Annotated in this window: 10 protein-coding genes; 7 read left to right on the forward strand and 3 right to left on the reverse strand. The window is 39.0% G+C overall.

Annotated features, from left to right (window positions below; all coding sequences use genetic code 11):
* The first annotated feature begins 625 nt into the window (after nt 1-625).
* From CWD90_RS21990 to CWD90_RS22005, 4 genes are all read left to right on the forward strand, one after another.
* Nucleotides 626-2,350 carry an IlvD/Edd family dehydratase gene (locus CWD90_RS21990; protein ID WP_103478209.1) on the forward strand — a complete coding sequence of 575 codons (1,725 nt, stop codon included), beginning with the start codon at nt 626-628 and terminating at the stop codon, nt 2,348-2,350.
* Between the two features lie 17 nt (nt 2,351-2,367).
* Nucleotides 2,368-3,132 carry an SDR family NAD(P)-dependent oxidoreductase gene (locus CWD90_RS21995; protein ID WP_103478210.1) on the forward strand — a complete coding sequence of 255 codons (765 nt, stop codon included), beginning with the start codon at nt 2,368-2,370 and terminating at the stop codon, nt 3,130-3,132.
* A 52-nt stretch (nt 3,133-3,184) separates the two neighbouring features.
* Nucleotides 3,185-4,075: an SMP-30/gluconolactonase/LRE family protein gene (locus CWD90_RS22000; protein ID WP_205161289.1), complete on the forward strand. Its 891-nt coding sequence runs from the start codon at nt 3,185-3,187 to the stop codon at nt 4,073-4,075.
* 68 nt (nt 4,076-4,143) lie between these two features.
* A complete protein-coding gene (locus CWD90_RS22005) occupies nt 4,144-5,769 on the forward strand; it encodes a sodium:solute symporter (protein ID WP_103478211.1) in 1,626 nt (541 codons plus the stop codon).
* Between the two features lie 127 nt (nt 5,770-5,896).
* Here the strand turns inward: CWD90_RS22005 and CWD90_RS22010 are convergent, their stop codons facing one another.
* Entirely contained in the window at nt 5,897-6,781 is an 885-nt protein-coding gene (locus CWD90_RS22010) for a dienelactone hydrolase family protein (protein ID WP_103478218.1), read from the reverse strand.
* Between the two features lie 664 nt (nt 6,782-7,445).
* Between CWD90_RS22010 and CWD90_RS22015 the strand changes: the two genes are divergently transcribed.
* Both CWD90_RS22015 and CWD90_RS22020 read left to right on the forward strand, forming a co-directional pair.
* A complete protein-coding gene (locus tag CWD90_RS22015) occupies nt 7,446-9,254 on the forward strand; it encodes a sensor histidine kinase (RefSeq protein WP_157941299.1) in 1,809 nt (602 codons plus the stop codon).
* Nucleotides 9,247-9,672, forward strand: a complete 426-nt coding sequence (locus tag CWD90_RS22020) for a response regulator (RefSeq protein WP_103478213.1) — start codon at nt 9,247-9,249, stop codon at nt 9,670-9,672. Before CWD90_RS22015 ends, CWD90_RS22020 begins: the two co-directional genes overlap by 8 nt.
* 201 nt (nt 9,673-9,873) lie before the next feature.
* Here the strand turns inward: CWD90_RS22020 and CWD90_RS22025 are convergent, their stop codons facing one another.
* Nucleotides 9,874-10,941, reverse strand: a complete 1,068-nt coding sequence (locus CWD90_RS22025; RefSeq protein ID WP_103478214.1) for a PepSY-associated TM helix domain-containing protein — start codon at nt 10,939-10,941, stop codon at nt 9,874-9,876.
* Between the two features lie 60 nt (nt 10,942-11,001).
* On the reverse strand, nt 11,002-13,386 hold the full coding sequence (locus tag CWD90_RS22030; protein WP_103478215.1) for a TonB-dependent receptor: 2,385 nt from the start codon (nt 13,384-13,386) through the stop codon (nt 11,002-11,004).
* Nucleotides 13,387-14,383: 997 nt separating this feature from the next.
* On the opposite strand from CWD90_RS22030, the gene CWD90_RS22035 reads away from it, so the two are divergent.
* Nucleotides 14,384-15,598: a site-specific integrase gene (locus CWD90_RS22035; RefSeq protein ID WP_103478216.1), complete on the forward strand. Its 1,215-nt coding sequence runs from the start codon at nt 14,384-14,386 to the stop codon at nt 15,596-15,598.
* The last annotated feature ends 350 nt before the right edge of the window (nt 15,599-15,948 follow it).

Genomic DNA, 15,948 nt, shown 5'->3' on the forward strand with positions numbered 1-15,948 from the left:
TCAACTAATTGAAGCTTAAAAGAAATGGAGTAATCTTTTTGGGTACGCCTGGTATACCCCACATTTTCTGATGTTTTCATTACACTAAGTTTTTAGTGTATCACTATTTCAGGACGGGACAAATAAAAAATAAAAAAGGGTTGGAAGTTATTTAGTCCATCCCTTTTTTTATTCTAGAGGGGTAAATACCCCGAGGCTTGCCTCGCACGAAAAAAAGCAGTAATCTTGAGCGTGAGCTCAAGCACCAATATACCTAAGAGCCACAACGAGTTTCGTTGTTACTCTAACATTTGGTTTGTTTTGCAAAATACAATAATGTCCCGTGGGCTTGCCCCGGGGATTATTTACTGACCAACAGTAATGAAAGATCAAATGAACCTAAGCTAAATTGTAAATTCTTCAAAAAATGAAGTTTTTATTTCGGAAAAGTTCACGATATTGAAGCCTGCAAATAAGGATGGAGTAAAATACTCACAATAAATTGCTGATTTGAAAAAACTATTTCTACTGAGGATTCATTCTAGTCGAATTAGGTTGTACGCATGCTGTCTAACCTAAAAATGTTGCTTAGTACTGCAGCAGTGCCTTAACAGCACCGCACTCATTTGAAAATATCTAATACCCAATGAAAAAAGAGGATAAGAAAGAGCTTCGTAGTAGCAATTGGTTCGGTCGCACAGGTAAAGATGGCTTTATTTATAGGGCCTGGATGAAGAATCAGGGGATACCGGATTATGAATTTAATAATAAACCTGTAATAGGCATCTGTAATACCTGGTCTGAACTTACGCCTTGTAATGGTCACTTCCGTGAGCTGGCAGAATCGGTAAAAAAGGGCATTTGGGAAGCGGGTGGCTTTCCTGTTGAATTCCCTGTAATGTCTCTGGGAGAAACTATTATGAAGCCAACGGCCATGCTGTATAGAAATTTGGCCAGTATGGATGTGGAGGAAAGTATACGTGCCAATCCTTTGGACGGCGTGGTGCTGTTATGTGGGTGCGACAAGACCACCCCGTCCTTGGTGATGGGAGCCTGTAGTGTGGATATTCCCACCATAGTAGTTTCAGGAGGACCAATGTTGACCGGAAAATACAGGGGCAAAAATATTGGCACCAGTGATATATGGCGTTATCATGATGATGTAAGGGAGGGTAAATTAGCAAATTCGGAATTACGGAATATTGAGGCCGCTATGTGCCGAAGCGATGGCCATTGTGCCGTTATGGGGACAGCTTCTTCCATGGCCTGCATGGTAGAGGCACTTGGGCTAAGCCTGCCGGAAAATGCGGCCATACCTGCTGCTGATGCCCGAAGAAAAGTGTTGGCACAACTCAGTGGTTTAAGAATCGTGGAAATGGTGAAGGAAGACCTTAAGTTATCCGATGTTTTAACCATAAAAGCCTTTGAAAATGCCATTAAGGTCAATGCGGCCATTGGTGGGTCTACCAATTTTGTAATCCATCTTTTGGCCATTGCCGGAAGAATAGGCGTGCCCTTAAAGCTGGAAGATTTCAATAGGCTTTCGGCCAATATTCCCCTCATAGCCAATCTGCAGCCGTCGGGCAAGCATTTTATGGAAGATTTATTTTACGCAGGAGGACTACCGGCAGTGCTAAAAGAACTTAAGGATATTTTGAACAATGATGTAATTACGGTGAATGGTAAGACCGTTGCGGAGAATTATAGGAACGCACAGAATTATGATAATGATGTAATTGCCAGTGTGGTTAAACCTTTTAACGATGCAACTGGTTTGGCTATACTTAGGGGTAACCTCTCCGAAAATGGGGCCGTTATAAAACCATCGGCGGCGAGTGCCCATCTAATGAAACATACCGGCAAGGCCGTGGTCTTTGATAATATTGAGGATTATAAGGCTAGGATAGATACCGAGGAATTGGAAGTGGATGAAAGTTGTGTGCTGGTCCTGAAAAATGTAGGGCCCAAAGGGTATCCCGGAATGCCGGAAGTAGGCAATATGGGGCTCCCTAAAAAGCTTTTGGAAAAAGGAGTGAAGGATATGATCCGTATTTCGGATGGGCGCATGAGCGGAACCGGTTTTGGTACCGTGGTGCTCCATGTTTCCCCAGAGGCGGCCATGGGCGGTAATTTTTCTGTAATAGAAAATGGAGACCTTATCACCTTGGATGTTCGCAGCCGTAGTCTTACTGTTGCTGTGAGCGAGGAAGAATTGGAACGGCGCAAGAAAAATTGGGCAGTTCCTCCACCAATTGTGGATAGGGGCTATGTTAATTTATATGTGAACCATGTGCAACAAGCTCACTTGGGAGCGGATATGGATTTTTTACAGGGTAAATCGGGAAGTGATGTCCCTAGGGATTCCCATTAATTGAATTTAAGTCAACTATGGATTTTAAGGATAAAGTAGCCATTGTTACTGGAGCAGGGCAGGGGATAGGTTTGGAGATTTGTAAACAATTGGTGGCCAAAGGGGCCAATGTTATATTGAACGATTTGGATGCCACTTTGACAAGGAATGCTGTGGCAGGGATGGAAGGCGAAAAAGGAAAATGTATTGGTCTTCCGGGAGATTCAAGTGAGATGTCGGTTATACAGCAAATGGTAGATGCAGCAGTTACAACCTATGGTAAACTAGATGTGGTGGTTGCCAATGCTGGGATTACCCTTTTTGGAGAATTTCTGACCTATACCCCAGATTCGTTCTTTGAAGTTATGAAAGTAAATTTAGGTGGGAGTTTCTTTTTGGCACAAGCCGCGGCCAATCAGATGAAAAAGCAAGGTTTAGGAGGGTCTATCCTTTTTATGTCATCGGTTACAGGACATCAAGCACACGAAAATTTAGCAGCTTATGGAATGACTAAGGCAGCATTGGAAATGTTGGCCAAGAATTTGGTGATAGAGCTATCGCCCTATAAAATAAACGTCAATACTGTGGCTCCCGGAGCCACCTTGACGGAGAGGACCTTGAGGGATAAGGAATATTTTGGGACCTGGGAAAAAATTACCCCCATGGGTAGTCCGGCGTCGGTCAACGATATAGCCCAGGCCGTATTATTTATGGTTTCCGATAATGCAAAGCACATTACAGGGCAGAGTTTGGTAATTGATGGAGGTTGGACATCTGTTAGTCCTTCACCTTATAAGAAATAACCGTTTGCCTAATTTTTAATCAAATATATGACCTTAATTGGTCTAAAATAAAATGACAATTCTTATTATGAATCCAGAAGTTGTTTGTGAAAAAATAAGTGAATTAGGAGAAGGTCCGCTGTGGGATCCTTCCAGAAAATTAATATGTTGGGTAGATATTCTTAATGGTCAAATCCATGAGTGGTGCCCAGAATCCAAAAAAAGGCATACCCTTTCGGTTGGGCAAATGATCGGCGCAATGGCCGTTTGTAATGATGAAACTTATATTGCTGCCATGAAGAATGGATTTGGGTTTGTGAATCGTAAAACTGGCGATGTCAAAATGGTAGCAAATCCAGAAGCCAACTTGCCGGGAAATAGGTTTAACGATGGGAAATGTGATCCCGCTGGTCGCTTTTGGGCGGGCACTATGCCAATTTCAGAGGATGAAGATTCAGGCAGTCTTTACGTATTAAGCGCTGGTGATAAAGTGGAAAAAAAAGAAAGTGACATCAGTATTTCCAATGGCTTGGCCTGGAGTTTGGACAACAAGGTGTTATATTATATAGATACGCCCACCCTAAAGGTGGTTGGATATGATTTCGATATTGAAAATGGGAATATAACCAACAAAAGAACCATAATCAATGTACCCAAGGAAGAAGGTTTTCCTGATGGAATGACCATAGATAACGAGGGAATGCTATGGATAGCCCATTGGGGAGGTTGGCAAATTACGCGTTGGAATCCAAAGACTGGAGAAAAAATAGCTGCTATAAAACTTCCGGTTTCCAATGTTACCTCTTGTGCTTTTGGGGGCGAATCCTTAGAAGATATTTACATTACTTCGGCAAGAAAGGGACTAAGCTCAGCAGAATTGGAAAAACAACCCCTGGCCGGGTCCTTATTTGTTGTCCGGAAATCTGGTTTTATAGGTGTCCCAGCTTATAGGTTCAAGAATTGAGTTTAGGTAAATTTTATTCGGTAGCTGAATGAAATAGTTTAAATAAAAAACCAACTAAACCAAATTAAATGAAAGGATTGGACTTATTGGATTGGGTCGTAATCACCGCTTATTTCGTGATACTTCTTGGTGTTGCCTGGTGGGTAATAAAGCAAAAACAAAAAAACACGGAGGACTATTTTCTGGCCGGAAGAAACATCGGCTGGTTTATGGTAGGGGCTTCTATTTTTGCTTCCAATATTGGATCCGAACATGTCGTAGGATTGGCGGGTAATGGGGCTGGGGACAAAATGCCATTATTGATTTATGAACTCCATGCCTGGATCGTTTTGATGTTGGGTTGGGTGTTTTTACCATTCTATGCTAGAAGTGGGGTTTTTACAATGCCGGAATTTTTGGAAAAGAGGTTTGATGCTCGATCTAGATGGGTACTTTCAATAGTGTCTTTGATTGCCTATATACTTACCAAAGTATCCGTAACCATATATGCCGGCGGTATAGTGGTCTCTGCCCTTTTGGGAATACCTTTTTGGATTGGTGCTGTTGCAACCGTAGCACTTACCGGTCTGTATACCGTTTTGGGAGGAATGCGGGCTGTAGTCTATACGGAGACCATACAGGCAGTCGTATTGGTGCTTGGAGCCGGAATCCTTAGCTTTATGGGGCTGGAGGCCGTTGGCGGTTGGGGAGAATTAAAGGAAACCATTGGGGTTGATTATTTTTATATGTGGCGGCCCAATTCGGATCCTGATTATCCATGGCTACCATTGTTTATTACCAGTACTATCGTTGGTATTTGGTATTGGTGTACCGATCAGGTCATTGTACAAAGAGTGCTCACCGCCAAAAATATTAAAGCAGGTAGGCGCGGAAGTATTTTTGGCGCACTTTTGAAACTAATGCCCGTTTTTCTTTTTCTGGTTCCCGGAGTTGTGGCTTTGGGCCTTAAAATGCAAGGAAAACTGCATTGGGACAACCCAGATGAGGCTTTCCCAGTATTAATGAGCAATCTCTTGCCTTCCGGCCTAAGGGGATTGGTGGCGGCGGGATTATTGGCGGCCTTGATGAGCTCCTTGGCATCAGTGTTCAATTCATGCTCCACTTTGTTCACCTTAGATATTTACAAAAAACTGAAGCCCGAAAAACCGGAGGAAGAATTAGTGAAAACAGGTAAAATTGCCACCTTTTTTGTAGTGGGGCTAGGGTTACTATGGATACCCGTAATCACGAGGCTCTCGGACGGACTTTATGAGTACTTACAGAATGTGCAGGCCTATATTTCTCCGCCGATCACAGCTGTATTTCTATTGGGGATTTTTTATAAGCGGATTAATTCCAACGGGGCCATTGCTACCTTGGTTGGAGGATTGATCATTGGATTTTCCAAATTGACACTGGAAATTATGAAATCTAGTTTTTCTGAAGGCAGTTTTCTGTTCAATATCGCTGATATAAATTGGTTGGTATTTGCCGCCTATTTCTTTGCACTTTGTGTAGCAATTGCTGTAATAGTTAGTATGTTTTATCCGGCCCCATCGGCAGCACAGTTGTCAGGTCTTACCTTTGGTACGGTTACGGATAAACAGAAGGATGAAAATAAGGCTAGCTATAATATTTGGGATATAGTGGCTTCGGTAATGGTAGTAATCATAGTAGTTTATATCATGATATCCTTTAGTACGCTCTCCCTGTAGTTGCCTATTTAAACCAAGGGGTCAATTACAAAATAACTGATCCCTTGGAGGAGCGCATTGGTATTACAAGTATTCTAATTAATCAGATGTTTGGAATGTTGTATTTGGGCTTTTGGTCATTAGGGCGTTATCCCAGCTTTTCCTTAAAAAAATCAATGGTCCGTCCCCAGGCCAGTTCGGCAGCTTCCCTGTCATACCTCGGTGTAGTATCATTGTGAAAGCCGTGGTTTGCATTTGGGTAGATATAGGCCTCATATTCTTTACCGTGTTTCTTTAAAGCTTCCTCATAGGCTGGCCAACCTTCATTGACGCGTTTATCCAATTCGCCAAAATGGAGTAGTAGGGGAGCGTTTATTTTTTCAATATCTTCAGTTGGTTGTCCTCCATAAAAAGGAACGGCAGCCTCCAAATTCGGGACTTTGACTGCCATCATATTGGAAATCCAACCTCCAAAACAGAAGCCGACTACACCAACCTTGCCGGAGCATTCCGGGTGGGCTTTCAAATATTCAAAGGCAGCGATAAAATCTTCCAACATCTCATTGCGATCTCTCTTGCCTTGTAATTCGCGGCCTTCGTCGTCATTGCCAGGATAACCACCTAAGGGTGTCAAGGCATCGGGAGCCAATGAGATAAACCCTGCTAGGCCGGCCCTACGCCCAACATCTTCGATATGCGGATTCAATCCACGGTTTTCATGGACCACAATTATCCCAGGTAGTTTTGCTTTGGCATCTGCAGGTCTTGAAAGTAAACCCTTTATAGAACCTCCGCCCTTGGGTGAATTGTAACGGATAAATTCCGATTTTAATTTGGGGTCATCTGGCTGTATCTGGATTTTTTTCACGTAGTCTGGAGAAATAAAGCTAAGTAGCGACGCTACTGTAAGCCCTCCAACCGCATAGGTAGATAATTTGTCCATAAACAATCTTCTGCTTACCCTATTGTGGGCATAGTCGTCATAAAGGTCGAAAACCTCCTGTGTAATATCCTCTTTTTTTAATGGTTTCATGTTAATGGTTTTATAGTTAAACATGCTTTTAATTTGTTAATGCAATGGAAGCATACCATGGGCTTGCTAGGTTCTTCATTTTTAATTTAAGAAAACTGTAAAACAAGATTTTCTAGTGTTAATATAAAAAGCCAATACCCTTCTTTAGCATGGTGTGAAATCACTGGAGACTTATTTTGCTAATACATTGTTGTTTCAAAATGGCTTAAATAACCACACTGTTTGATGGCAGTTGGAAATTCTGTATTGAACCAAGTTGTTTAAAATTATGAAATAGTTTTAACTTTTTATGGTAAAAATGAAGACAAGTGGATATAATCCATTCATGTTTCGAAATATTAAGAAAGAGCTATCTGACTAGGATTGGCTCTAAAATCGGGAGTGAATATTGGTTGCGCAATAAATGGGGGGAAGAATTTGGCGCGGGATGTGCACCAAGCTAAGTTAAATTTTGATCGAGTTAGATGTAATTAGCTTTTGTAGTGGGGCTAATTGCCATTCAAGAATTATAATTAGTAATTGATTTATGCGGTTTAAAATTACTTATATTTGATTTTCAGTTTATTGTTAACCCGGATTATTGAAACTTCCCCCAAATAGACATATTGCTTATTGACTTGTGCTTCCATGTTGGCGCATTCTTTAAATATTAATAGCCTTTAATTTGCTTAAACGATTAATTTTAAAATTTGTCAAATATTATCTCCCAGTACTTATATTGAGTGTTTTGGCGGTTTTATGGATTTATCAAAAGGAGCACAGCAATTTAATTTCTTTACAACAAAAGGAACTCTCCTATAAAAAACAACTAATCGTTGAACTTTTAAAACCCATGATAGCCAACCTCTATTATTGGGAGCAATACCATTTTAACGCTGGCGATTTTAACCCGGATACGAATACCCATTTAGATAAAGAAATAGGCGATTTTTTAATTGGGATGGACAGTTATAGACAATTTAGACTTATTAATTTATCAGGAACGGAAGTATTTAGACTTGATCGGAAAGTAAACGGGCAAATAGTTAAGAGTGTTGCGTTTCAGGATAAATCCAATAGGGATTATATTCAGATGACCAAGGATTTAAGAAAAAATCAAATTTATTTGTCCCCATTGGATCTAAATCAGGAAAACGGCATAATAGAATTGCCATATAAACCTATGATTCGTGGGGTAGCACCCATTTTAGATAGTCTAGGGAACAAACTAGGTGTAGTGGTCATAAATTTTGGTGCGTCAAAACTCTTGGATTTGCTGAAAAAGGACAACCAATACCCTTTTATGTTATTGGATCGATCGGGTAATTATCTGGTGAGTAAAGAAACAATAAAAGAGTTTGCCCATGTGATCCCAAATAGCCAAAAATTTACATTTAAAGAGGACCGTCCCCAAGTATGGGATTCCCTGAACACGGAAGGATCTATATCTTTGTTGCAGGACGGGGATTTGTGGGTAAAGACCGAATTGGATTTTAAAAACGAAATGTCCCAAACACCCTTATTAAAACTTAAGTTGGCGGACATTAAAACCACCAATAAATGGGTACTTTTAAAACATATAGATTCCAAGCTTATAAATGCAGGAATTAAAAGAGAAATCTTTGCAGTATTACTAATCAATGCATTGGTAATATTGGCTATTTTTTGCATGTCTTTTCTTGAAACTAAAAGTGAGAATTCCAAAAGGGAATATTTCAGAAATTTAGAATTAATGAACAGAGAGCTGGCCGTTAAAAGCTCAGAATTGGAAAATAAAAACCATGCCTTGGCAATCATTCAAAATAAGCTAGAGGTTCGCAATGCCCAACTTTTGGAGTATAACAATATTGTTGCCCATAATTTAAGAGCTCCCACTACGAGTGTATCTGCCTTGGTATCCATGCTTACAGAATCAAAAGATTTCGAGGAGGCCAAGGGGTATTTTTCAAAATTGCATAAGGTTACCCATGCTGTCAATACGTTGGTGGATGATTTGTTGACCTATGTACGGATACTCAATGAAGACCATCAGCTTGGATTGGAAAATATAGTGTTGGAGCCCCTTATAATGGCTTCCTTGGACCTTTATGTAGAATCTTTTGACAAAGAGACGATAGAGGTAAAGACGGATTTTAGAGGATGGAAAGAAATAAAATTTTCAAAAATCTATATGCAGAGCGTAATTCAGAACTTATTATCAAATGCCATAAAATATAGAGGTCCTAATAATAAGTCCGTTATTCATATACGGAGTTTATTGGAAAACAATAAAAAAGTATTGGTATTTGAGGATAATGGTGTGGGTATGGACCTTAATCGTCACGGCAGGGACATTTTTAAATTGTATAAAAGGTTTCACCGTGAACTTTCTGGGAAAGGAATGGGGTTGTTTTTGGTAAAAACACAGCTGGAGTCGTTAAATGCCAATATAGAAGTAACTAGTGAATTGGGTAAGGGTACCAAGTTTAAAATAACATTTGACAGCTATGAATGAATTACATTTTTTTTTAATCGATGACGATGAAATTTTTCAGTTTATCATGAAGAATACCATCGCCGAAGTGAACCCGGATATAAAGATTAAGTTTTTTTCCGATGGTGAAAAAGGAATCGATTACTTAAAACAGAATCTTGGCACTGCCAAGAACCTTCCGGATATCATCCTCTTGGACGTAAATATGCCTTTTATGGACGGTTGGGAGTTTTTGAGTGAATACAAATCATTTCAAACTGAACTAAAGAAGGATGTTAATATTTACCTTCTTACCTCATCCAACAATCCCCAGGATATAGCTAAGGCGCAAGAAATTAGTACACTTTCGGGATATTTAGTGAAGCCTATATCGAAAGAAGGTATCAAGAACCTAATTCGTCAATTTCCAACAACCGAATGGTATCAAAATAATTTTTAGAAGTGGGGTCTATATGCAATTAGGGGGTATATCCCTAAGAAATTAGATAGTCGAAACGAGCTGTGTATTTTGGCTTATATGGGGAATTCCTTTAAATGTGGTTTAATTATAGAAAGTGTTACTAAAGGTGTTGTAATACAATGGAATTAATAAATCTGGGATATCTAGTTTTAGATACTAAGTTTAAGGTTTAAATATCAATCATTTTCTCCCTTTTAATAAGTACAACCTTAGACCTGTTATGTATAGGGTTATAGGAATTAGACCTGAAATAAAAACAATGATCCTTCCCCATATTCCTGCTATTTCCCCTATATGAACAGGATAGAATTGCGCAGCGATCCTATTACTGCTGGTATCTGTTTGAAAATCCGTTAGGCTAATTATGGTTCCTTGGGAATTGGATTTTAGTTCCTTGGTTTTTCTAAGCCCTGCCATTACAAACCTATCTTGAATATAGCGAAAATGATATTCGTCCTGCTCATTTTTAGGAAGGATGACGGTACGAAGATCATAGACCTTGTCCGGATTAAGCAAGTAATCTTGATAGGGTTTGGTGCTGCCAATAGTCAGATCTTTTGCGTCCAACTTGGTTTTTTCGGAATTATCAAATAGGTTAAGTGCCGTTTTGTAGTAGGTACTATATGTAAAATAGGCTCCGGTAAAGGCTATGACCATAAGGGGGGCCAAAAAGCTAACTCCTATTGCCTTATGAAGGTCATGATTCAATTTCTTTTTCTTAGCTGTCCATTTAATTTGGAATCCCTTGATGAAATTGGTGTTATAGGTTTTCCACCACAAATATGCCCCAGAACTTAGTAGTAAGAATAAAAATAGAAGGGTACTGGTTCCAGTAATATATTTACCTATTTTCGGGATTCCCACGGTGCGGTGAAAATTCAATAAATTCTCGAAAAACACAATGGAACTTGATTTTTCACCCAAATAGGCGGCCGAAATGGGGTGGTAGTATTGGGTCTTGCCATTCTTGTATACTAGGGAAATAGTTTGTTGCTCTCGATAGGGCAAGTTTATTTTGGCTAGACTATCCTTGTGCTGTTCTATCAGTTTGGAGGCCGTCTTGTACAAATTAATTTCATCAATGGAGTTAATTTTCTCAATTGTCAATAGCTCAGGATTGAGCAAAGATGTTATTTCAGGCTGCCAAATATATAGCGAACCGGTCAACCCAGAGATTGAAGCGATTAGGCCACATGATAAACCCAGCCAAAGATGCAAATTCCTTATAAATCTGTTAAAAATAATCAACGATGTTATTGTTTAAAATGGAAGCCATGTTAGATAATAGTCAAACATGGCTTCCGTGGTTTAAAAATTGTACCTAAGTCCTAGTTTTGCATTGGCTCCTTCCCCTGCTCCTGTAAAGGTTTTTAAAGGTGCAGCCCATTGCGATCGTGCAGGAAGATAGTATTCATTCAATATATTGTTTATCCCCATGGAAAGGGACAGGTTCGATTTTAATTGATAGGCTAGTGAGAGATTTAGTAAAGTATATCCACTTACAGGGAACTGTGTATGTCTATAGGCCCAAGTGTCATTTGTATCCATAAAGGGGTCAAATCGGTTTCTATCTCCCAGATTGGTCATTCTAAGTGATGTGCTTAATTTTTCTGTGGCTTGCCAGTTAATGTATGTGGTCCATTTTGGGGCGGCTATAACATCACCACCTAAATAAGTTAAGTTATTTTCGTCATCTACATTATGGGTCAGTCCTTCTACGTAGGAATAGGAGGTTCCAATTTGCCATTTCTTATCCCAACTAAAATAATCCACGGATACCTCACCTCCATAAATTCGTTGTGGTTGTTTTGAAGGTACAAAGGAATTGATCTCATCCACAAATACAACGCCTGTGCCTAGGTTGGAAGTACTGTAATAGCCCACTGCCTCTAGCTGAAAGTTATTGAATTTTGATATGAATCCAAATTCATAATTATTGGTGACCGCGGGTTCTAGTTGGATATCATTTATGTTTGCGGCTACAGCAGACCTCAGTATAGAGCCTAAGTCGGCAATAGAAAACCCTTGAGAATAGCTTATGTAAGGGGTGAATTCTGGATGCTCTATATACCGGACTCCTAGGTTAAAGGCCAGGTTATTGAAATTAAGTTTTCCTCCTTCTACAGCCACGGAAGGGCTAAAATTACCATCGCTTTTCGCTGAATAGGGAAGTGTATTGTAATCTGCGATATCCATATTCATATCGTCATATCGCAAACCAGCTTTAAGAACCCATTGGTTGTTAAGTTTTATGGTAGATTGCGCGTAGGGTGCCCAGTTGATCAATTCAATATTTGGCACCCACAATCTTCCATCCAAAAGCCCTTGATTTGTTTTGTCCTTTAAAAGGTCTACCCCGTAGGTTAAAGTAATATTTGTTGGGCTATATGAACCAAAATTGGTATTGAAGTTAGGTCTGATGCCATATTTTTTAGCATTTATCACGGATTGTCCGCCGTTTTCGAATTTGTCGGAATAGAAAAATACATTTTCAGTGTTTTGATAATAAAGGTCTGTTTCAAAATTGGTAGTTCCTTGGAATATATTTTTGAGACTATATTTTAATTGTCCATTTACCAAGGTTGTTCCCGTGGGTTCTTCTCCGTCGATGGTTCCTTTCACACCATAGCCTGCAACAAGGGAATAATCCCCATCTTCATTAAAAACCTGTACCTCTGCAACCGTCGGAATGAAAGGGCTATCTTGTGCAGAATGGTAGATATTACCACTCAAGGTCAGTTTTTGTTGGTCTGAAAGTAAATATTCCAATTTTCCAAATGTGCTATAGATGTCGGTGTTGTCAAAACCATAGGTAGGGAGAACAGGAACTCCATCTGCATCGTATTTATTGCCGGTTTGTTCCACGCTACCGCTGATGTAGTAGCTGAATCTATTTAAGTTACCCTTAAGGGACTGATGGATGCCCCAGCCTAAGGCGTCATTTGTTTTGGCCAAATTGCTTGAGCCCCAGATATTGGTAGTGCCCTCAATTTTTTTATCGGAAACTGGATTTTTGGTAATATAGTTTATAAAACCACCATTGCCCCCATTACCGAAGATGGATGTGGCTCCCTTAATTACTTCTACACGGCTAATGTCATTGGGATTTACGGATTTCACTCCCAATTGTCCATTTCTTAAAGGGGTAGATTGTGGAATGCCATCGACCATGACCAATAGTGAACGCCCTCTTAGGGTTTGCCCCCAATTGGAAAAGGTGCCAGTAGAAACAGCTAGTCCTGGAACAGTAAATTCCAGTATTTCGCTAATGTTGGACGTAGATTGTGTAAACTCCTCCAATTTGGCTAGGCCTACAACTGTAACGGAAGCAGGAATTTCAGATGGATATTCGGAATGCCTGCTGGCTGAAACCACCACTTCATCCAAACTGTTTAAGTCTTCTATTAAAACCACATCAAAGGTCAAAGAAGCGTCCGGTCCAATGGTTATTTTTTTAGTTTGCAGTTTATATCCCAGCATTCTTATGTTAACTGTCCAAGATCCTTCCTCAATGTCTACAAGTTCGTAGTCGCCATTTAAGTCGGTCATGGTACCTTTCTTCAGTTCTTCAATGTATACAGTTGCACCGGTAAGAGGTTGATTGTTTTCATCAGTAATTTTTCCTTTAATGTTGGCTTGTGAAAAAGCGTTAAAAGATAAAAATAAGGCTACCGCCCAGGTCATAAATTTCATTCTATTCTTATTTAGATTAATTTAAAATAAGGACAAATATAGAATCCAAGTCAATAGCGGCAAAGTAATTTTGAATTTTATTTTTGTAAAGGAGGTTTTAAGATTGGCGGAGCCAATTAATGGGGGACTTTGTAGTGTGATTAATTTGAACTTAGTATTTTAAATTGCAAGGCGGAATAAGCACTTTATAATGGATATCTCCAAATCAATACGGATGGGATAGTGCCCACCACCTCTGAAGTTGGTTCAAATGATCATGGTTTTAACTTGGAAATACGGTAATTGGATGGCCTGTGGATTTCGGTTTTAATGCTTTTAAGTGTAACATGTATTTCAATGAAATTTACAACAGTTATATTAAATAATAACCAGTTGCCAATTAGGCTGTTTAGCGGCCGAATTGTAGGCGACAATTTTTATTACCCAAGCACCATTTTTTAGTATAGAGACCTTACTCATAGTGCTTACTTATGCTCTTTTGCTAACATAGGAAATGCGTAGATAGACCATGGTTTTGAAGTGGTTACTCGCCCTTTTTTTCGAATGAAAAGAGAAATGACGATAAATCTTGTATGATATGGAATTATTTACCACCTAAATATTACGATATAAAAACTAAAATAACAGCTGTAATTAAAATATTTGTATGTAATAAGGGGCGCTAATTATTCAGGGATGGCCGCCGCCGAATGATGCCCTTTTTGTAGGGTATTATAGGTTGTTGAATAAAAAGAAAAACCCTGTAAATATTGATATTTACAGGGTTTTAATATAATTTGCCGATTAATTTGTACTCGAGGCGGGAATCGAACCCGCACTCCGAAGAACTGGATTTTGAATTCAGACTGTTTTGATGTCATATAGGGTTAAATACCTAGTAATAAGCTATTTACATTTTTATAAAAAACAGTAAAGACCATATAAAACCATAAAAAACCACCATTTGTTGTACCTATGTTGTACCTAGAATTTGTATCTTTAGTATAAATAGTAAAGTATGGGGTCAAGTATAAAGGTAACTCTTCGCAAGAAAGCGAACAAACAGGGACTTTTTCCCTTAGCGGTTCGTATTACAAAAAACAGAAAAACGACTTATCTCTACACAGGGCATTACATTGCTATTAAATATTGGGATGAAGGCAATCGCGAGGTGCGAAAATCGCATCCCAATTCCGAACGCTTAAACAATCTTCTTATCAAGAAGTTGGCGGAAGCGAATCAAACCTTAATTGATTTACAGACTCATCAAAATGATATCTCGTCAAAACAGATAAAAAAGGAAATTGCAACTCCGCTTACCAAAACTAGCTTTAAAGAAATTGCCGATAATTATTTAGATAATTTAGAAAAAACAAATAAACTACAGCGTTTATCATCCGACAAAGCGCGAGTCGGTCATTTTGTAAGGTTTGTCGATAATGATGATTTAAGTTTTCGAGAAATTGACGAGGCATTATTGCGTCGTTTTTCACTCTATTTGATAACTACACGAAAAGTATCTCAACGTTCGGTCATTAACAATTTAATTGTTATTAGAACCCTGTACAATAAAGCTATACGATTAGGAATTGTTGACAGAAAATTGTATCCATTTGGAGCGGATAAAATACGCATCAAATTCCCCGAATCACAAAAAATAGGGCTTACCAGAGAAGAAATTCAAACAATCGAGACTTTGGAGGACTTAACGGAACCGCAATCCCATGCGCGAAATGTTTGGTTGTTTAGTTTTTATCTTGCAGGGATGCGTGTTGGTGATGTTCTTATGATTAAGTGGAGCGATATTTACGATGGCCGGTTACACTATCGTATGGGGAAGAACGAAAAATTGTTATCCTTTAAATTACCAGAGAAAATCACATCACTTTTAAAACGATATGAAGAGGACAGGAGATCCAGTGAGGATTTTGTTTTTCCTGAAATGAACAATGCTGACCTGAAAAATCCCAAAGATGTTTTTAACAAAGTAAAAACTGCCAACAAAAAATTTAATAAATATCTCGTGCAAATCGCAGAAAAAGCGGAAATAAACAAAAAGCTCACCATGCACATTGCCCGTCACAGTTTTGGCAATATTTCAGGAGATAGAATTCCTATTCAGATGCTGCAAAAGCTATATCGTCATTCCACCGTTACAACTACTATAAATTATCAAGCCAATTTCATGCATAGAGAGACTGATGATGCCCTAGAAAAGGTCATCAATTTCTAAGAAAACACCCAAGTTTATTTCGGACGGTAATTTTAGGGTATTTTCTCATTTTTCCCCAACCACAAAAAAGGCTCCATCGGTTCTGAGTTCTGTCTCATAATTCAAATTAATTTTTGAAAATTTTAGTTCCGTAAAAGGTGAATTAACGAAACAGCTAAATGGAACGACAAATGGAACTGGGGACGGATATTTTTGGATTGTGCTTGAACAGTTTCGTTAAACGGCCGTGGCCGTTGCAGAACTCCAATAAACATCAATTTTTGCTTTTATAAATGTGTGGAAATGCGTAAATTAAAGGTATGCAAGGCAGAAAGAACTATACCGAAAAACTGTTCCTCAGCTTCCAGTTA

Origin of the sequence: Arenibacter catalasegens, assembly GCF_002909235.1 — a bacterium.
Lineage (GTDB): Bacteria > Bacteroidota > Bacteroidia > Flavobacteriales > Flavobacteriaceae > Arenibacter > Arenibacter catalasegens.